This window comes from Vibrio sp. 2132-1 (genome assembly GCF_033344315.1).
The window spans coordinates 1-19534 of record NZ_JAWPON010000029.1 but is presented as its reverse complement, the minus strand read 5'-3'; the positions used below and the strand labels follow the sequence as shown (position 1 = coordinate 19534).

17 protein-coding genes are annotated in these 19534 nt (G+C 44.9%); 14 read left to right on the top strand and 3 right to left on the bottom strand.

The window, feature by feature from the left end; genetic code table 11:
• Positions 1-48: 48 nt before the first annotated feature.
• Entirely contained in the window at positions 49-963 is a 915-nt protein-coding gene (locus R8N47_RS22305; RefSeq protein ID WP_005385059.1) for a chemotaxis protein, read from the bottom strand.
• Between the two features lie 214 nt (positions 964-1177).
• Here R8N47_RS22305 and ppiC point away from each other — a divergent pair, with 214 nt between their 5' ends.
• The 6 genes from ppiC to R8N47_RS22275 all read left to right on the top strand — a co-directional run bounded on the left by ppiC (position 1178) and on the right by R8N47_RS22275 (position 8233).
• Complete coding sequence (ppiC, locus tag R8N47_RS22300) at positions 1178-1519, top strand: peptidylprolyl isomerase PpiC (RefSeq protein ID WP_080276970.1); 342 nt, start codon at positions 1178-1180, stop codon at positions 1517-1519.
• A gap of 343 nt (positions 1520-1862) precedes the next feature.
• On the top strand, positions 1863-3167 hold the full coding sequence (locus R8N47_RS22295) for an MATE family efflux transporter (RefSeq protein ID WP_064354557.1): 1305 nt from the start codon (positions 1863-1865) through the stop codon (positions 3165-3167).
• Positions 3168-3339: 172 nt separating this feature from the next.
• Entirely contained in the window at positions 3340-4101 is a 762-nt protein-coding gene (locus R8N47_RS22290; protein WP_079401269.1) for an ATP-binding cassette domain-containing protein, read from the top strand.
• A 20-nt stretch (positions 4102-4121) separates the two neighbouring features.
• A complete protein-coding gene (locus R8N47_RS22285; protein WP_064354558.1) occupies positions 4122-4970 on the top strand; it encodes an ABC transporter ATP-binding protein in 849 nt (282 codons plus the stop codon).
• Positions 4960-6474, top strand: a complete 1515-nt coding sequence (locus R8N47_RS22280) for an ABC transporter substrate-binding protein (protein ID WP_064354559.1) — start codon at positions 4960-4962, stop codon at positions 6472-6474. The genes R8N47_RS22285 and R8N47_RS22280 overlap by 11 nt, the downstream gene beginning before the upstream one ends.
• A 4-nt stretch (positions 6475-6478) precedes the next feature.
• Positions 6479-8233, top strand: a complete 1755-nt coding sequence (locus R8N47_RS22275) for an ABC transporter permease subunit (protein ID WP_081248205.1) — start codon at positions 6479-6481, stop codon at positions 8231-8233.
• A gap of 178 nt (positions 8234-8411) precedes the next feature.
• On the opposite strand, the gene R8N47_RS22270 is transcribed toward R8N47_RS22275, so the two are convergent.
• Positions 8412-9170 (bottom strand): DeoR/GlpR family DNA-binding transcription regulator, encoded by a 759-nt coding sequence (locus R8N47_RS22270; protein ID WP_005375354.1) that lies wholly within the window; start codon positions 9168-9170, stop codon positions 8412-8414.
• A 274-nt stretch (positions 9171-9444) separates the two neighbouring features.
• Between R8N47_RS22270 and ltnD the strand changes: the two genes are divergently transcribed.
• The 6 genes from ltnD to R8N47_RS22240 all read left to right on the top strand — a co-directional run bounded on the left by ltnD (position 9445) and on the right by R8N47_RS22240 (position 15584).
• Complete coding sequence (gene ltnD, locus R8N47_RS22265) at positions 9445-10353, top strand: L-threonate dehydrogenase (RefSeq protein ID WP_064354560.1); 909 nt, start codon at positions 9445-9447, stop codon at positions 10351-10353.
• 25 nt (positions 10354-10378) lie between these two features.
• Positions 10379-11635 (top strand): 3-oxo-tetronate kinase, encoded by a 1257-nt coding sequence (otnK, locus tag R8N47_RS22260; protein ID WP_031777204.1) that lies wholly within the window; start codon positions 10379-10381, stop codon positions 11633-11635.
• Between the two features lie 11 nt (positions 11636-11646).
• Complete coding sequence (locus tag R8N47_RS22255; RefSeq protein WP_195723059.1) at positions 11647-12294, top strand: aldolase; 648 nt, start codon at positions 11647-11649, stop codon at positions 12292-12294.
• Positions 12294-13070: a 2-oxo-tetronate isomerase gene (gene otnI / locus R8N47_RS22250; protein ID WP_005375365.1), complete on the top strand. Its 777-nt coding sequence runs from the start codon at positions 12294-12296 to the stop codon at positions 13068-13070. Before R8N47_RS22255 ends, otnI begins: the two co-directional genes overlap by 1 nt.
• Before the next feature lie 61 nt (positions 13071-13131).
• Positions 13132-14091, top strand: coding sequence for a D-erythronate dehydrogenase (gene denD / locus R8N47_RS22245; protein WP_017635260.1), 960 nt, complete (start codon positions 13132-13134; stop codon positions 14089-14091).
• A complete protein-coding gene (locus tag R8N47_RS22240; RefSeq protein WP_053307868.1) occupies positions 14091-15584 on the top strand; it encodes a GntP family permease in 1494 nt (497 codons plus the stop codon). Before denD ends, R8N47_RS22240 begins: the two co-directional genes overlap by 1 nt.
• A gap of 266 nt (positions 15585-15850) precedes the next feature.
• On the opposite strand, the gene rcnR is transcribed toward R8N47_RS22240, so the two are convergent.
• The gene (gene rcnR, locus R8N47_RS22235; RefSeq protein WP_005375370.1) at positions 15851-16123 is read right to left on the bottom strand and encodes a Ni(II)/Co(II)-binding transcriptional repressor RcnR; all 273 of its coding nucleotides are present in this window, start codon (positions 16121-16123) and stop codon (positions 15851-15853) included.
• 135 nt (positions 16124-16258) lie between these two features.
• Between rcnR and R8N47_RS22230 the strand changes: the two genes are divergently transcribed.
• Complete coding sequence (locus R8N47_RS22230) at positions 16259-17335, top strand: nickel/cobalt efflux protein RcnA (RefSeq protein ID WP_064354561.1); 1077 nt, start codon at positions 16259-16261, stop codon at positions 17333-17335.
• Between the two features lie 548 nt (positions 17336-17883).
• On the top strand, positions 17884-19443 hold the full coding sequence (locus R8N47_RS22225; protein ID WP_213914027.1) for a methyl-accepting chemotaxis protein: 1560 nt from the start codon (positions 17884-17886) through the stop codon (positions 19441-19443).
• Positions 19444-19534 lie beyond the last annotated feature (91 nt).

The window sequence follows — 19534 nt, the reverse complement described above, 5'->3', positions numbered from 1 at the left end:
TAGGACAAGCACTGCATTATATTCTCAAATCAACTCGTCCAATAAGAGTTAAGAAGTCATAGCTTTGGCTTCTAGCTCTTTTGCTCCGCGAAGCATCGCTTCGATTAGTTCTCCTGCATTGAATTTCTCAAGTGCCTCATGCGCGCCAACTTGGTGAGCTCTGTCTACACAGATTTCGCTCGATAACGATGTGTGTAAAATGCGGTATGAATGGTTCAGAGAGGAATTATTCTGAACTTCAAATGCTAACTCATAACCGTCTAATCCGGGCATTTCAATATCGCTGACCAGAATATCAATTGGGCGATGAGCCGCAGCGTCACTTTTCATCAGTTCCAATGCATCTAAACCATTTTTACAGATTTGATACCCAATATTGATGCTATCGAGTGCGTCACACAGCTGTTTACGAGCGATGGAAGAGTCATCCACCAATAGAATACTGAGTGCTTTTAGGCGTTCTCGCTCAATATCTGTCAGCATTGGTATCTTTGAATTCTCGTACTGCGGATAAATTTTGGAAAGTAGCAGTTCCACATCCAGCATTTGAACAGTTTTGTCCTCGTAGCGAGTAATTCCAGTCACGAAAATATTTTTTCCAGCGCTCGGAGGTGGCGTTTCAATAGCTTTCCAATCGCACTCAATGATCTTCTCTATACTACGAACCATAAAAGCAACCACGGTTCGCAAGCAATCTGTCACGATCAAGTAGCAGCTTTTATATTCTTCTTCACTTATAGGACGAAAGCCAACAGCCGCTGACATATCGATCACTGGTACTGTTAAGTTACGTATCGTAACGGTTCCAATGACGTGATGATGCGAGTAAGGGATCTTCGTCGTTGGCATGTATGGGACGATTTCACGGACTTTTAGCGTACCGATAGCGAAACTCTGTTGCAGGGTGAGCTTAAACATCAACATGCCCTGAGATTGATTCGCTTTGCTAACGACTTTTGCCATGAAAATAACCTTATAAATACCACCGAATTGTGTCTAATCTAATCTTATCAGACGAAGGCTTCAACCATCGGAGAGACAAATGTGAGCTTTTTAGACAATCTTTTAGAGAATAGTGATTAACTGAGCAAAACTTGTTTGTATTTTAAACTCATTATGTAGACGATTTTATATTCCTCGTGTATTTGGGCCTTTACCGCTGAGCTATTATTAAGAAATGTTTGGTCTGTTAAAAAGGATTGGGTACACTTGCGCGACCAGAATAGTGAGAGATAGATCAATGGCAAATACAGCAGCCGCATTACATATTCTTGTGAAGCACAAAGAGCAAGCGGAAGACATAATCAAGCAACTGAAAAAAGGCGCAAAGTTTCAGACATTAGCGAAGAAGTATTCAACTTGCCCGTCAGGCAAACGCGGTGGTGACCTTGGTGAATTCCGCCGTGGTCAAATGGTACCTCAATTCGACAAAGTGTGCTTTTCTGGCGAAGTGTTAACGCCGCATCTAGTTAAAACCAAGTTCGGTTGGCATGTTGTAAAGGTGCTTTACAGAACATAAGGCTTGGTATCGACCTAAACATTGTCAGATGAAACCCACAAGCATTAAATATCATCTGTACGGTCTCTTTTCACCAATCACTACCGTTATGACATGGCAGATACATTCTGATCTGCCATGCTCCACCAAACGCCAATCTTTCCAAACTAGAAACTCATTTATATGCAGTTAACTTGGCTTTTCTCATAAGTCGTTATTCTATTTCAAGCTTTGATATGAGGATACGTTTGCCGGTTGTATCAATTATCAATGCTATTCCTTGCTGGCGAACTTTGGTTCATGTTCGGGCGCCATTCGCATATGATAGCGACCTTATAAAAATTAATCCTGTTCATAATTTAAGATGTCCCTGACTCATAAAGACTATTTTAAAATCGCATTTCCTTTCATCGTTTCTACGGTAACCCAACCATTATTGGGGGCGGTGGACACCGCGGTGATCGGTAAACTCGGTGTGGCTGAGATGATTGGTGGTGTAGCGATCGGCACCGTCATCATGAATACCTTGTATTGGCTGTTTGGCTTCTTCCGCGTCAGTACTACCGGGCAAAGTGCAATCGCATTAGGTAAAAATAGCCCAGAAGATCAAGCGAGCAGCTTATTGCGTCCTTTCGTGCTTTCGCTCTGCCTTGGCTTGATTTTCATTGCGTTGCAGTCCGTGATTTGGATGGGGGCAGAGCTGATTATCTCCCCTGATGCAGTCGTGGCCGAAAACGCTAAGATTTACTTCGATATCATGATCTTTGGTGCGCCATTTGTACTTCTGAACTACACCGTGATTGGTTGGTTGATGGGGCAGGCGAAAGCCAAAGAAACCTTGTTCACACAAGTGTTTGGTAACGTGCTGAACATCGTGCTGGATATCGTCTTTGTGTTGTACTTCGATATGGGCATTGCTGGCGTTGCGGTGGCGACACTTATCGCACAAATCTCGACATTTGTTATTGGTGCGGTGCTGGTGTTGAAAACCTGCCGCTTCCCACTGTTTGATTACATTCAGACCGCGAAAATGACGCGTAAAGATCTCAAAGTCATTGCGTCTTCCAATATAGATCTGCTGCTTCGTACAGTATGTCTACTGGTGTTCTTCAACATGATGGCGCGTGTAGGCTCTCAACTAGGTTCTGATGTGCTCGCTGCGAACGCAATCTTGATGCAAGTGACCTTTATCGTCAGCTACATGTTCGACGGTGTGGCGAATGCGTCGAGCGTCTTTGCAGGTAAAGCGGTAGGGCAGAAGAATCCGACATTGCTTGATAACGTGATTAAGCTAAACACGCAATGGACCGCGGCGTTCGTTGTTGTCTTGACCTTGCTGTTAGTGCTGTTCAGACATCAAGTGGTGTCGTTATTTACCACTTTGCCAAACCTTGTTGAGCTGTATCTAGACATGAGCCCTTGGTTATTGGCATTCCCGTTGGTTGCTGGTTTTGGTCTTACGTTTTACGGCATCTTTACCGGTACAGGGACGACGCGACCAGTGCGTAACTCTACCTTTCTAACCATGGTGCTGTTCTTAGTGACCCAATTTATTGCGGTGCAATATTGGGGCAATCACGGTTTGTGGCTGGCATTCACTTTGTTCTACGTTGGGCGCTTTGTCTTCTTGTTTCGATACCTCGGTCAAGTTAAACAAAAGTGTCTTTAATACACACTGTCACAAATGACCTAAATTAGATGTTCTTATCACAAGGGTGGAGCCATCTGCCCTTGCTGATAAATCTGAAAAAGGTGATGAAATAACCTTTCCGACTGGTTTCCTTGCTTTAACCCGCATGATATTATTTGTGATGTTATATTATTACATTTAGTTTGATGCCGTGATTTCTCAACCAATACTCTCCGTTAATAATCTCAGCCTTACAGACTCAGAACGCACACTCTTCAAAGACATTTCTTTTGAGCTGTTTCAAGGTGAAGTTCTTGCCATTATGGGACCTTCCGGTATCGGTAAATCCATGTTGTCGAAAGCCGTCGCAGGTTTTTTGCCGTCAGATATTTGGGTAGACGGAAGTATCCAGCTTAACAGCAGTGAAGTCGCACAAACTGCCATGCTGCAACGGAGTCAATCCCAGCGTCCCGCGGTCATTTTCCAAGATGCACTTAAAGCGCTGAATCCATTGGCGTCTGTCGAGCAACAACTGTGTTTGGCATTGACGGGCAACAAAACACGCTTGTCTTCAGCAAACCGAGAAACGGTGACGACCTTGTTGTCTCAACTCGGATTTGCAGATCCAAAAGCAGCATTGGCGCAGCATCCAAGCCAGCTATCTGGTGGTCAGCGCCAGCGTATTTGTATTGCGATCGCCTTGCTTGGTAGTGCCAACTTGATCATCGCGGATGAGCCCACCAGTGCGCTCGATCCAATCACCGAAGCGGAGATCCTTGAGTTGTTCCGCAGCAGTGTTCAGCAACGCAACATCAGTGGTTTGTTGATCACGCACGATCTATCTGCGGCTTTGGCGTGTGACAAAGTTTTGGTGATTGCGGACAACACCATGGTGGCTTATGGCGCACCATGGCAAGCCATTCAGCAAAGTTCGCATCCTTTCTGCCAACAACTTGCGCAACTGCTGCCTTAACCTCATCTCTGGAGCCTATTTTGACTAAGCACAACTTGAGCGGGCACACGCAGCCTAAATCGGCGGAAGTTCGCTTTGAGCAAGCCAGTGTTCACTATTACTCCAAACCAAGTTGGTTAGGGGGCAAACCGTTTAAAGCGCTTGAACAATTGGATCTTGCTATCGACACAAAGAACATTGCGATTGTTGGTCCTTCTGGTGCGGGTAAATCGACCTTGATTGAGCTTCTGTTCGGTCTTCGTAAGCCCACATCTGGTGAAGTGTATGTGTGTGGTTATCCGTTATCGCGTAGCTCGGCTAAGCAGCGACAAGAGTTGTGTCAGCACATTCAGCTGATCCCACAAGAGCCGCAATCGAGCTTGAATCCTTATTACACCGTTCGCCAGATTTTACTGGAACCTTTGAGCAACATTGGTTTGACGCAAGAGCTCAACGAGAGGGGGGAAAAGGTGTTGGCGGATGTCGGTTTGGATCTCACATTGTTGGATCGTAACCCGCAGCAATTATCAGTTGGGCAAGCCCAACGTGTGGCTATCGCCAGAGCTTTGATTGTTGAGCCTTGCGTATTGGTTGCCGATGAGCCAACCAGCAGCCTAGATCCCGTCAGTCGTAAACAGATTCTCGACTTGTTGGCAGGCATTCAAAAGAATCGTCAGATGCGTCTGATTTTGGTGACACATGACCTCGATGCGGCACAAACCCTATGCGATGAAATCCTAGTGTTAGACAAAGGACGCGTTGTCGAGCACGGCACAGCACAGAACGTGACAAATAACCCATCGCACTTGATCACGAGAGCCTTGATGAGCGCTCAACACAAAAGTAATGAATTCACAAAAACCATTGGAGAGGTTTCTTATGCACCTTAGTACTCCCAAGTTAGCTTTGTCGCTGGCTTTAAGCGCACTGCTGACGGGTTGTTTTGACTCTGGCGAAAGCAAGCCAGAAGCGGAAAAAGCAGCCGCACCGCAAGCAACGGAAATTCGCGTCGCCATGATGCAACCACCACGCACAGGTTTGTCACCACTTTCAGATGACGCGTTCAAACTGTCACGTTGGAGCACGGCAGAAACGCTAGTGAACCTCAACGATCAGTCGATAGCAGAGCCTATGCTGGCAACGGAATGGGAACAAGTTGACCCGATGACGTGGCAATTTACGGTACGTAAGGGCGTGAAATTCCACGATGGTTCTGACCTTGATGCCAACGCGGTTGTGAACTCTCTGCAAAAAGCATTAGATGCCGCACCTAAACCACGCATCTTGGACGGTATCGAATGGCAAGTTCGCGCATTGGACGACTTCACTGTTGAAATCAAAACGACCTTTAACGATCCACTGTTGCCAAGCCGTCTTTCTAGCCCACAGCTAGCGATCCTTTCTGGTGCTGCATATCAAGAAAACGGTCGTGTTGTGCCAATTAATGCGGGTACCGGTCCATTCGTTCTGACAGAAATCAACGGTACAACCAGCGCTAAATTGAAGCGTTTTGACGGTTACTGGGGCGAAAAAGCAAAAGTAGACAGTATCTTTGCTGAATACGTACCAAACGGTTTTGCTCGTGCTGCAGCACTACGTACCGGTGAGGCGGATGTCGTTGAAGCCGTTCCTGTTTCGCAAATCGCGATGATGGAATCTTCACAGCTGCACGAAGTCGCAATGCCACGTACCAACACGCTTTACCTAAACAACAAATCAGATGTGTTTAGCCAGTTCGGTTTGCGTAAAGCAGCGGCTCAAGCGGTTAACCGTGAGCAAATCATCAAAACGGTTTACGAGAACCACGCCGATTCTGCAAAAGGTCTGTTAGGTCCAGCATTGGCATGGGCTCAACCAATTCGTGATGCGAACCCTCGTATGGAAACCATGGAAATGCGCCACGCGAACGGTGAGAAGATCACCATCGGTACATTTACCGACCGTGCTGAGTTGCCAGAAGTAGCGGTGCTGCTAAAGCAACAACTTGAAGCGGCTGGCTTTGTGGTTGAGCTAGACGTTCGTGAATACGCACAAATCGAAAACGATGCACTAGCAGGTAAGTTCGATGCGTTCTTGTTGTCACGTGCAACGGTGCTGGATTCTGGCGATCCAGTGGCGTACATGCAAAGTGACTTTAGCTGTAAAGGTTCTTACAACCTAGGTCAGTTCTGCTCTGAAGAAGTGGACGCAGCATTGAAACACGCTGATCGTCAACCTTTGGGTGAGAAACGCCAACAAGCGATCATCGAAGCAGAAAGCAAAATCCTTGAGCAATACGCTGTGATTCCACTGCTTCACGAGCGTGTAATCCAAGGTGAGAGTGATCGCGTGAAGAATGCACAACGTGACCCACGTGAGCGTCGCCTGATCGACCAGTTTACTGAGGTGAACTAACTCGATGTCGTCTGTTGCCAACATGCGTTCTCGTTGGAGCGCTTGTATGCCTGAATGGTTTACGCGTTTTTTGTCGCGCTTCCTGTCACTCGGGGTAGTGGTTGTGCTGGTGGGTTTGATGCCGGATATTGCCGGTATCGACCCAAGCCAATCAATCCTCCGTGCTCGTGCGGGTGCTCAACAATTGCTGACGGCAGAAGCTCTGCAAGCAATTCGAGAAGATCTTCAACTTGACCGCAGCGCTGCTGAGCGATTGTGGGATTGGCTGACGCTTGCCATGCAAGGAGACTTAGGTGTCTCTTGGGTGAGCGGCGCATCCGTGATGGAGAGCGTTCAACAAACCGCAAAAACGTCGCTATTACTGATGCTTACAGCGTTAGTTATGGCATTTGTAATGTGTATGGCGAGCGTCCTTTACACTGTGCGTCGTTGGCAACAGAATCGTTTAGACAAACATCATGACACGCTCAGTTCGGTGTTGGTCTCACTGCCTGAATACGTGATTGCTTCGTTGCTGATCATGGTGTTTTCCATTTGGTTGGGCTGGTTCCCGCCTTATGGTTGGCAAGGCGTGCAAAACCTCTGGCTACCAAGTTTGGCAATGGCATTGCCTGCTGCTGGCTTGTTTGGGCGCTTGCTCAATGACAGCCTCAAGCGTGTACTAGATGAGCCTTGGGTGATCAGTTGGCTATCGGCGAACGTCAGTAAGTTTCAAATATTACGCTTTGCCTTGTGGCGTGCTGTTAGTAACTTGATTCCTCAAATCGCAATGACGGTGATCGGTTTAACCGGCGGCGCGGTTGCTGTGGAGCAAGTGTTTTCCATTCCGGGTATCGGACGACTAATCTTAGGCGCGGCGAAGTCACAAGATCTGCCGATGCTGCAAGGTGGCTTGTTGGTGTTGCTGGTGTTCTCGATGTTGATCAGCAGTGCGAGCATCTTATTGCAACGCTGGTTACTCGGGCACAGTGTCACAAGTGGCAAGCTGATCAGCAGTCACAGTACGTTCCGTTTTACCCAAAGCACCACCAAACGCATCGTCAGTGCGACAATCTTTGCCTTGCTGATTGGTTGTGCGGGATGGGCGTTAATGCGCGATCCTTACACCATCCAATTTACCCGCCTTGAATCGCCAAGCTTAGCTGCCCCGTTTGGTGCCGATGCGGTTGGTCGAGATCTGCTTGCTCGTGTTGGCGGCGGTATGATGTCGACAATCAAAATGGGCATCATCGCAACGTTCCTAAGTTTGGTGATTGGTTTGTTGCTCGGCTTCGTGACTCGTTATAGCCAAGGCTTAATTGAGATCACCAAAGGTGTGCCATACATTGTGGCGGGTTTGCTGATTGCTGGTCTAACAGGAATGAACCCAAACAGTGCCTTGATTGCGATTGTTATGGTGTCATGGGCACCATTAGCAGCGCACTGTGCAAGTTTGTTGATGGAAGCCAAAGCGCAGCCTTACACGCATCTTGCGCCCATTTGGGGAACCAGTCAGTGGCGAGTACTCCGTTACTACTTGTTGCCTTATGTGCTGCCGCCATTGATTCGTCATGCGTTTCTGCGTTTGCCTTACATTACGCTCAGCCTGACTTCTCTGAGTTTTATCGGACTTGGCGTTAAGCCGCCAGAACCTGAGTGGGGCTTATTGATTGCGGAAAACTTGCCTTACATAGAGCGCTCACCATTGGGTGTCTTGCTACCAATCTCAGGCTTAGTTTTGATGGCAATTGCGGTGAATTTGATTTTTGATGACAAGTGACGAGCAGCGATAAAGTGAAGTGAGCGTCCATATCCCAGATGTAATCAGTAATTTGGTAATTTAGAAAACAAAAGGATGTGTTTTCTGCCAGAAAGTACACAGCACGGTCTATGTATATTGGAAGCACCTATAAATTAACGAGTATAAAAGTTACGCGAACTCAGATGTTTAGGTAGTGTTACTCTTTATACACACGTAATCCTTTATCCGTTAATTCTTGAGTGACCACTTCGGATAGGTTTCGATCGGTAATAATTCCGTCCAATTGCTCGATGTCTAATGCATGAAAGCTCGCTATCTGACCGTATTTAGTTGAGTCTGAGATCAGATAATTGGTTTGTGCCGCCTTGATGATTGCTTTTTTAACGAGAACTTTATTTTCATTAGGTGTTGATAAGCCTTTCAAGCTCCAAGATGAAGTCGAAATAAAGGCGATATCAATATTTAGCCCATTCAAGAACTCTGCGACTTTTCCTCCAATGGTAGATTGGTTCTCGCGGTCAATTTTTCCCCCAGTGTGGTAAAGCTCACATTCACTGTGCGTCATAAGGAAAGCAGCAATAGAGAAGTCATTGGTGATCACTAAAAGATCATTACGATTTGCTATTTGATGGGCGATTTCTAGAGAGGTTGTTCCCGCATCCAAGTAAATCGTAGCGTCTTGACCAATTAACGTAGCCGCCAGCTTACCAATTTGAATTTTTTCATCCGCTTGTTGCTCGACCTTCGCATCATGGGAAAGTTCGGAATGTAGAGCTTGAGCGAGTTGCACTCCACCAGAAACAGAAACGACTTTACCTGAGGATTCAAGCTTCACGATATCACGACGAATGGTCATATGTGATACGCCAAGGTGGTCGGTTAAATCTGAAATGCTTAACACTTCTTGATGTGATAACAGGGATAATATGGTTCTTTGACGTTCTGCTGGGATCATAGTTTCACTTCTATATTCTTGTTTTTCAGTATCCTACCAATCTTTTCATTTGTTGTGAATATCTGTGAATTATGTTCTCAACGTTGTAAGAACAGCCTTCGCTTGTGTTAACTGCTCGGAATATCTCTGCCCATAAAGAGGTATATATCACGATATTGTTAATTTGTGTGAAAAAATGTGATTCAAAGCGAGGTCTTAGTATTAATCTTCACATATAATCACATCAACCAAACAAGAATTAACAAAGTTTAATAGACCAGAAGGCATTGTTTTTATGAGTGAAGTTCAATCTGTAGGTGTTATCGGTTTAGGCTCTATGGGAATGGGCGCCGCAAAGTCATGTGTGCGTGCAGGCCTAGATGTCTATGGTTTCGATTTAAATTCTCAAGCGCTTGAAGAGTTAGGTTCATTCGGTGCAAAAGCAGTTTCTACAAATGCAGTTGAGTTTGCAGATAAGCTTGATTCGGTTCTAGTTCTTGTTGTGAACGCAGCTCAAGTTAACACGGTCTTGTTCAAAACCGGTCTTGCTAAAGTGCTTAAGCCGAATACGCCAGTAATGGTTTCAGCAACCATCTCAGCAGAAGACGCAAAACAAATTGAAGCGAAATTGGCAGAACACAATCTTGTGATGCTTGATGCACCGGTATCTGGTGGTGCTGCAAAAGCAGAATTAGGTGAGATGACTATTATGGCGTCGGGAGCGCAAAGCACATTTGATGCACTTGAACCAGTACTCAACGCAACGGCAGCTAAGGTCTACAACATCGGTGAAGCGATTGGCCTAGGCGCAACTGTGAAGATTATCCACCAATTGCTAGCAGGTGTTCATATCGCAGCTGGTGCTGAAGCAATGGCATTAGCGGCACGTGCAAACATTCCTCTTGACCTGATGTACGACGTGGTGACGAATGCAGCGGGTAACTCTTGGATGTTTGAGAACCGCATGAAGCATGTAGTTGATGGTGACTACTCCCCTAAATCTATGGTCGACATCTTTGTGAAAGATCTAAACCTCGTATCGGACACAGCAAAAGATCTCAAATTTCCACTTCCTCTATCAAGCACAGCACTAAACATGTTTTTGAGTGCAAGCAATGCTGGTTTTGGCCAGGAGGACGACAGTGCCGTTATCAAGATTTTTGATGGTATTGAGCTTCCAGGTGTAGAAAACAAACAGAAATAAGCGCACGTAAAACGGAGAAAAAATGATGTTATTAGGCGTTATCGCAGACGACTTTACTGGCGCAACAGACATCGCAGGTTTTCTTGTAGAAAACGGCATGCGCACAGTTCAGCTTAACGGTATTCCAAAAGAAGAGATTGATGTAAACGCAGATGCGGTCGTGATCAGTCTTAAATCTCGCTCTTGTCCTGTAGATGAGGCAATCGAGGATTCAGTAGCGGCGCTTAAGTGGCTGCAAGCAAATGGCTGTCAGCAGTTTTACTTCAAGTACTGCTCAACGTTTGACAGCACAGCAGAAGGTAACATTGGTCCTGTAACGGATGCACTGCTTGCAGAGCTAGGTGAAGCGTTCACCATTGTCTGCCCATCATTACCAGTGAATGGTCGCACAGTTTTCAACGGCCATCTATTTGTATTCCAAGACTTGCTAAGCGACTCAGGTATGCGTAATCACCCTGTGACACCAATGACTGATTCAAGCCTAGTTCGTATGATGGATGCTCAATCTCAAGGCAAATCTGGCCTGGTGAACTTCCAAATAATTGAACAAGGTCCAAAAGCGGTAATTGAGCGCTTTGAAGAGCTAAAAGTACAAGGCAACCGCTACGCAGTGGTTGATGCATTCAATGCAGAGCATCTTGTCACACTTGGCCAAGCGGCGAAGTCTCTAAAACTGGTAACTGGTGGTTCTGGTTTGGCTGCGGGTATTGCTAAGAACTGGATAGAGAGCCTTGAAGATCAAAGTGATGCGAAGCAAGAGGGGAACCCTAAAAAGGCACCAACCGTTGTGTTATCTGGATCTTGTTCTGTCATGACCAACCAACAGGTCGCTGTTTACAAAGAAAAAGCGCCACACTTTGCTATTGATGTGAAGGCGTGTCTGACGGAAGAAGACTACTCAAATCAAGTGTTTGATTGGGTCATGACCAACATCGAAAGCGAGTTCGCACCACTGGTTTACGCAACCGCAGATGCAGCGGCGTTAAAAGCGATTCAACAAGAGTTTGGCGCGCATGCTTCAAGTCACGCGGTTGAACAATTCTTTAGCCAACTTGCAATCAAACTTCAGCAGCACGGTGTGAAAAATTTCATTGTTGCGGGTGGGGAAACCTCAGGGGTTGTAACCCAAAGCCTAGCCGTAAAAGGTTTTCATATCGGTCCTCAAATCGCACCAGGTGTACCTTGGGTGAAGTCACTTGAAGGCGAGCTTTCTTTGGCTCTGAAATCGGGCAACTTCGGCGATGAACACTTCTTTGCCAAAGCACAGTCGTTTTTTGAATAGGTGAGGTTGTGATGAATAAAGAATTGATGACAGAACAACAACTGCGAGAGCAAATGGTCACTATGGCGCGCTCTATGTTTGAACGTGGCTATGCGACTGGCGGCGCTGGCAACCTTTCTCTAAAACTGCCTAATGGACACTTTCTGGCAACGCCAACTGGTTCTTCGTTCGGCCGCTTGATTGCTGAAGAGCTTTCGGTTGTGGATATTGATGGCAACCATATCTCTGGTGAAAAGCCATCAAAAGAAGTGGCTTTTCATCTGGCGATTTATCGAAATAACTCAAAGTGTAATGCGATTGTGCATCTGCATTCTACTTACTTGACGGCGCTTTCTTGTCTTGAAGGTCTAGATCGCGAGAATGCCATCAAAGCTTTTACACCTTACTTTGTAATGCGCATTGGCGAACTGCCAGTGATTCCGTACCTGCGCCCGGGCGACCCTCAGATTGCTGAAGAACTTGCGCAGCGGGCTAGTGACTACAGAGCTTTCCTCCTGGCGAACCATGGTCCAGTGATCACGGGTACGGACTTTGAAGATGCAGTGGATAACGCAGAAGAGTTAGAAGAGACAGCGAAGCTAGCGTTCATTCTTAAAGAAAGCAACATCCGCTATTTAACGGATACTGAGATTCAAGACCTAAAAGGGAGAGGTAAGTAATGGCTAAATTCGCGGCAAATCTGACAATGTTATTCACAGAAGTTCCTTTTCTAGATCGTTTCGAAAAAGCACACCAAGCGGGCTTCAAAGCGGTGGAATACCTTTTTCCATACGCATTCGAAGCGCAAGAACTAGCAAGCAAGATACAGCAGTTTGGTTTTGAGCAAGCGTTATTCAACATGCCTCCAGGTGATTGGGATGCAGGTGAACGAGGTTTTGCAGCTATTCCGGGGCGTGAGGATGAATTTAAAACGAGCGTCGAGACTGCGTTGATGTACGCCAAGGCACTGAACTGTAAAAAGGTTCACGCTATGTCTGGCATTGTTGATTCACGCTTCACTCGTGATCAGCATATTGAAACCTTTATCTCAAACATTCGTTATGCAGCGGATAAGTTTGCCGAACATGGTGTTGAGCTGATGATTGAGCCACTCAACAATCGCGATGTACCGAACTACTTTGTTGCACATCAACGTGAAGCGGTGGAACTCATCAAACAAGTGGCTCGTCCAAACGTGAAATTGCAGCTCGATCTCTATCACGCACAAATTATGGACGGTGATCTGAGTACGTTGATTCGCGATGTGGCGCCATACACAGGCCATATTCAAATTGCTTCTGTGCCTGAAAGGCACGAACCATCGGAAGGCGAACTGAATTACCCACACCTATTCAATGTTTTGGATGACTCTGGTTACCAAGGCTGGATCGGTTGTGAATACAACCCAAGGCATAGCACGCAGCTGGGCCTTAGTTGGGTTAAACCATACCTATAACAATTTTAATTTCTATCCATAAATAACTTGAAACCAATTACAAAAACAAAGGGTCGTGACTATGAATATTATCATAACTGGAGGGGCGGGTTTTCTCGGAACCCTACTTGCCAAATCACTACTAAAAGAAAACAAAGCTGAAAGTATTACTATTGTCGACATTCAAAAGTCGCGCTTAGAGGGCATTGATGACCGAGTCGTTTCTTTAGTCATGGATATGACAAAGCGAGAAAATATAGACCAAGTTATTACTGCCGAAACGACACACATTTTTCATTTAGCGGCAATTGTATCGAGCCATGCTGAGCAAGATTTTGATTTAGGCGTAGCTGTAAACCTGACGACCACACAGTTATTGCTTGAGCGTTGCCGTAAAGTAAACCCTAATATTCGTTTTACGTTTGCTTCATCTTTAGCTGTCTTTGGTGGTGATCTTCCGGAAACGATTACACCAATAACAGCACTTCATCCTCAGTCATCCTACGGGACGCAAAAAGCCATAGGTGAGTTATTGGTTAACGACTATGCCCGTAAAGGCTTTGTTAAAGCTGTATCCGTACGTTTACCGACTATTTGTATTCGCCCTGGGAAACCAAACCTTGCCGCTAGCTCTTTCGTAAGCGGAATTATTCGTGAGCCTTTGAATGCTCAAGAATCAAATTGTCCTGTAGACCCTACGCTAAAACTTTGGATATCGAGTCCGTCTAGAGTGGTGGACAATATTCAATATGCAGGGCTAATGCCTTATGAGCAGTTAAATAATCTGTCCTATAGAACGCTTAATTTACCTGGTATTCAAACTACACCAGCTGAGATGATTCAAACAATGGACACTCTAATGGGTAAACAACTTTCTAATTATATTACTTATGAGCATGATGCGGGTATTGATCGTATTGTGAGTAGTTGGCCACAAAAAATTGATTGTACTAAAGAACTGGAGCTTGGATTTAAAGCAGACAGTAATTTCAAGGATGTATTACAACAATTTATTTCTGTTAACAATATGGAGATTGTCTAATGTTACCAACCTCAGTAATTGGACTAATAGTAGCCGTATCAGTCCTTGTTTTTCTTGTATTACGTACAAAAGTACATGTGTTAATTGCGATGTTAATTGCGGCATGTATCGCAGGTATTATTGGTGGGTTAAGTGTTGACGACACGATTGCGACCGTTAGCAAAGGATTTGGTGGAACATTAGGCGGTATAGGGATTGTCATCGGTCTCGGCGTTATGATGGGGGCTATTTTAGAGGCTTCTGGAGCAGGAGAAAGTATTGCCTATAATTTTATAAAGTGGTTAGGAAAAAAGAAAGAAGAGGCCGCTCTTGCTGTAACTGGCTATATTGTTAGCATCCCAATCTTTGTGGATAGCGCGCTTATCATTCTTTATCCAATTGCGAAGTCTTTGTCAAAAACGTCCAATCGCTCGATTTTAACGCTTACGGTTGCTCTGGCGGGCGGCTTGGTCGTAGCACATCACGCTATTCCGCCGACTCCAGGGCCTTTGGGCGTTGCTGGTATCTTTGGTGTCGATCTCGCCAGCATGTTAGGTTTTGGTTTGATGATCGCAGCGCCTTGTGTCATGGGTATTGTTTGGTATGCAAGATGGTTAGAAAAGCAGTTTCCTGAATTCATTCCAACCGAACATTTCTCGAAGTCTAGTGAGCAACTGATTAATGATCACAAAGAGTACATTGCAAGTAAAGAAGCGAAAGACCTACCATCTTTAAGTAAATCTATCGCTCCAATTATTATCCCTATTTTACTTATACTTGCGAAATCAGTGATGGGTTTATTAGAGGGGACTTTCGGTTTCGAAGGGCTGACTGCAACAACATTTGGTCAATTTATCGCTTTTATCGGCAGCCCTACTATTGCACTATCAATAGCGACGTTACTAGCGGTTTACACATTGGGTAATAACCTTACCAAAGAAGAAGCGAATGAAAAGATGGAACAAGGAATCTCCACTTGTGGCATCATTTTGCTAGTAACAGGAGCTGGTGGCGCGTTAGGTGCCGTATTGCGTGAAACGGGTGCGGGCGCAGAGATTGCTAACCAAGTTGCAGGGCTTCCTATTTCTGCGGTTATGATTCCATTTATTATTGCGACGTTAGTTCGTATTATTCAGGGCTCTGGTACAGTCTCCATGATAACCGCTGCTTCTATATCTGCCCCAGTTTTAGTGAATATTCCTGACGTGAACCTTTTATTCGCAGCGACGGCAGCTACGATGGGATCTCTATTTGCTGGCTACTTTAATGACTCGCTATTCCATATTGTTAATCGATTAATGGGGGTGACTGAGGTTAAGAAACAACTCATTATTTGGACTATTCCAACAACCATTGCTTGGGCTATTGGTGGTTCATTAGTCATGATTCTTAACTTATTCTTCGGAACTCATGGTTCAATCTTTGATCCCGTGTTACCACTTGCTGTACTTTTGGGGTGTGTTGCATTTACAAAATCTTACAGCGCTAAGCACGTCGAATTACAAGAGGTATAAAGGTTTACTTGTACTCTTCCATAAAGTAAAAACCTATCACAACATGTATTTTTATCAGATGGTTTAGAGATTGTTAATAGTATGAACGGCCCTATGTTTGGGCCGTTTTAGTTCTTATAAATAAACTATTTAACTTGAACCGATATAGGTTCCGTTTTCAACTTAATCAATATGAAATGGAATTGTTATTTCCCGCTTAGTAAGCGATTACCTATAAAGGATATATTCGAGTTTAACTCTAGTGATTTTACTCTAGCGAAGTAGGGTTACTTTATATAAGAGTCCAGTACTTTTAATACGACTTCCATATCTTTTTCACGTTGAGTTTTGTCTTCCTCAAGTACGACGTGTTCAAGTAAGTGACCTTTAATTACTTCTCGCATCAAACCATTTACTGCTCCCCGAATAGCGGCAATCTGCTGCAACACATCTTGGCATTCATGCTCTTCTTCCAGCATTTTTTTAAGTCCATTCACCTGACCCTGTATTTTACTGACTCGAGTGTTGAGCTTCTTTTGATCTCTGGTTGTATGCGACATGTCTTATCTTCTTTAAGTTACGGGCCGAGTTATTCTAACTGATAATGTAGCACTCAATTTATACTGGGGGGTAGTATTTAATACTGGGGGGGAGTATAGTTTGCGATAAATTAGAATCAACAACAGAGAACAACAATGGATTTTGTCGCGTTACTACAACAAGGTAATGGGTGGTTCTTTATTCCCAGTGCCATTTTGCTTGGCGCTTTGCATGGTTTAGAACCTGGGCACTCTAAAACGATGATGGCGGCGTTCATTGTCGCTGTGAAAGGAACGGTCAAACAAGCCGTGATGCTGGGTTTAGCTGCCACACTTTCTCACACTGCAATTGTATGGTTAATCGCTGTTGGCGGGATGTATATTAGCCAGAAATTCACCGCTGAAGCGGCTGAACCATGGATGCAACTTATCTCTGGGGTCATTATCGTGACAACCGGCGTATGGATGTTTTGGCGGACATGGAGCGATGAGCGAGCTTGGAACAAAGTTCAGGATCATGCTCGCGATTGGACGACGCAAGTTGTGGATACAGGACATGGGCATGTTTCGCTTTCGATTACAGAGGAAGGGGAGCATCACCGTTTCCAATTGCGAACACTCAGCGGTAAACCTTTAACTGCTGAAGGTATCAAGGTTTCGGTATCGAGTGATGGTTATCAACCTGCTGATATCTATCACTTTATAGAGCGTGATGGATACTTGGAATCGGCGTCTTGCATTGAAGTCTCTAATGGACTTTCTGTCACTTTGATCATCGGGCACCATGATCATACCCATGACTTTGATGTACATTTCCGTTCTGGTTCTCATTTAGAAAGCGAAGATAAGGAATATCAAGATGCTCACGAACGCGCTCACGCTTTAGACATTCAAAAACGCTTTGAGAATCGAGACGTGACGAATGGGCAAATTCTGCTGTTTGGATTAACGGGCGGTTTGATTCCATGCCCTGCTGCGGTAACGGTTTTGCTTATCTGTTTGCAGCTTAAGGCAATGACTCTTGGTGCGACTTTAGTTGTGTCATTCAGTATTGGCTTAGCCTTGACTCTGGTTGCTGTTGGCGTTGTGGCAGCAGTGGGCGTGCAAAAAGCGACATCTAAATGGAGCGGTTTGAATGATGTTGCACGTCGAGCTCCTTACTTATCGGGCGTCTTGATCAGTGCAGTTGGTTTGTACATGGGTATGCATGGATACATATCGCTGACAAGTTAAACTCTGTGGTAAAGATTTTTTTCCTTTCTTTTTTATGGGCAATGGCTTCATGCCTGGGTTTGCATATTTTGCTGCCGATTCTTGATTGAGAATCACTCGATCTGACATCGCTGCCATATCTACAAACCAAGTCATTCTCGCTTCACCAAGCATCTCGGATTACAACCGCTGCGATTGTGGCTCTAATATCTGAACCTGAGATACTAAATGATAAAACGGGAGCACTGACCACAGCGCTCCCGACGGCAAAACGCTAATTAGCACTCTTTTCTTTAATGTTCGATACCAATTTGGTCGCATAGTTAAATTTAACTATGCAAACGTTTCCTTTTGCGTACTCGTCCCTTCGCCAAACCTCGTAGAAATGTGACGTTTTGAAGACTTTTTTTCCTTCTGTCTAAAGTAATCGGGAACCAAGCAGATACATAGTTATAAAGTTATGTCTTGCTCTGCCAAACAGACCCAAAATGCAGTTTGGTTGGTTTTGGAGAAGAAAGGCTTAGCGCTCGATTAATGAGCATCAATTGAATTGTATTGAGACAATTATAATGAAAAGAATCATCTTATTAGCAGTCTGCGCCATGTTTGGTATTGCTGTCGTGACGAGTATGGCATCAACGTACCTAATTTCGAGTCAGAAAATCGATGACATCATCTTAAACAAATCCCAAGTTCAAGCTGAGTTTCTAGCGGGAAATGCGAGTTATATTTTGGAGAACTCAGCCAATCCAATGCAAGATTTACAATCGCTTGTTGAGGGGCTGAAACAACGTTCAGACGTGAGTTATGCCGTTGTAATTGACCGTAACGTAACGGCAGTAGCCCACAGTGATAAGCACAAGCTGAACAAAACCTATAACGATGAATATACTGTTGAAGGCGCGACGAGAGGTGTTCAACAGTACTCAAAGTGGTATGCCGATGTACAGAAAGTATGGGTGTTTGACATCATGGCACCAATTTATGTGGATGGTCAGTTATACGGTACTTTTGATATTGGTATTCCTATTACCGAAGTGAGCCAAGCGACGAATGGAATTATTACTTACCAGTTGATCTCTATGGTGGCGATCTTCGTTATGTGTGTTTTGATTCTGTCACTTCTGCTAAATAAACTGATGAGACCGCTTTCTGCGCTTAAAGACGCTCTACAAGACATCTCAAAAGGAGACGGAGACTTAACCGTTCGTTTGCCAGCGAAAGGTAATGACGAAGTCGCGCAAATTTCTTCTGCTTTCAACGTTTTTGTTGGGAAAGTACATGAGATTATTACACAAGTTGTAAATACTGGTGTGGAGCTTAATAGTTCAGCTGTCGCTTTGCGTGGGCAATCTCAGCAAGCGCTCACAAGAGGGCAAGAGCAGAACGAGCAAACCATGCTGGTTGTCACATCCATGAACGAAATGATTGCGACGGTCAATGAAATTGCCTCCAATGCTGCCGGGGCGGCAAATGCTGCGAGTGCAGCAAGTAATGAAGCGCAAGATGGCTACACGACGCTAGAAAGAACCAAAACGGCGATGACTAATCTTGAAAACGAGATGAACAGCACTTCCAACATTATCGTGAGTCTTGCTGAAAATACTCAGTCGATTGGTAGTATTCTAGAGGTGATTAGAGGTATTTCGGAGCAAACCAATCTATTGGCTCTCAATGCGGCTATCGAAGCGGCACGCGCTGGTGACGCTGGCCGAGGTTTTGCAGTAGTCGCTGATGAAGTTCGCAACCTAGCGACTAAAACGGCTCATTCTACCGATGAAATTGACAATATGATTCACCAGCTACAAACTGAAGCTCAAAGTGCGGTGAATTCAATGAGTAATAGTAAGACTCTTATTGAAGAAGGAACGGCAGAAACTGAGTTAGCTCGACAGGCTTTAGAAGCAATAGCTGCACAAGTGACGACTATTTCAGATATCAATACTCAAGTAGCAACCGCAACAGAACAGCAATCAACGGTAGCAAACGAAATTAATATGAACATGGATACCGTCAGCCACTCAGTGAAAAGTGCGCTAACGGCGAGTGAGCAACTAGAAGCATCAAGTCAACAACTCGCGGAGCTATCGCGAACACTCGATCGTCACGTGGGAGCGTTTAGAATCTAAACGCCAACTGACCCTTGACCCGTCCTGATATGGGTTGACACTTTTTAACTAAAACGCTCGATGTACTTCATCGGGCGTTTTGTATTTTAAA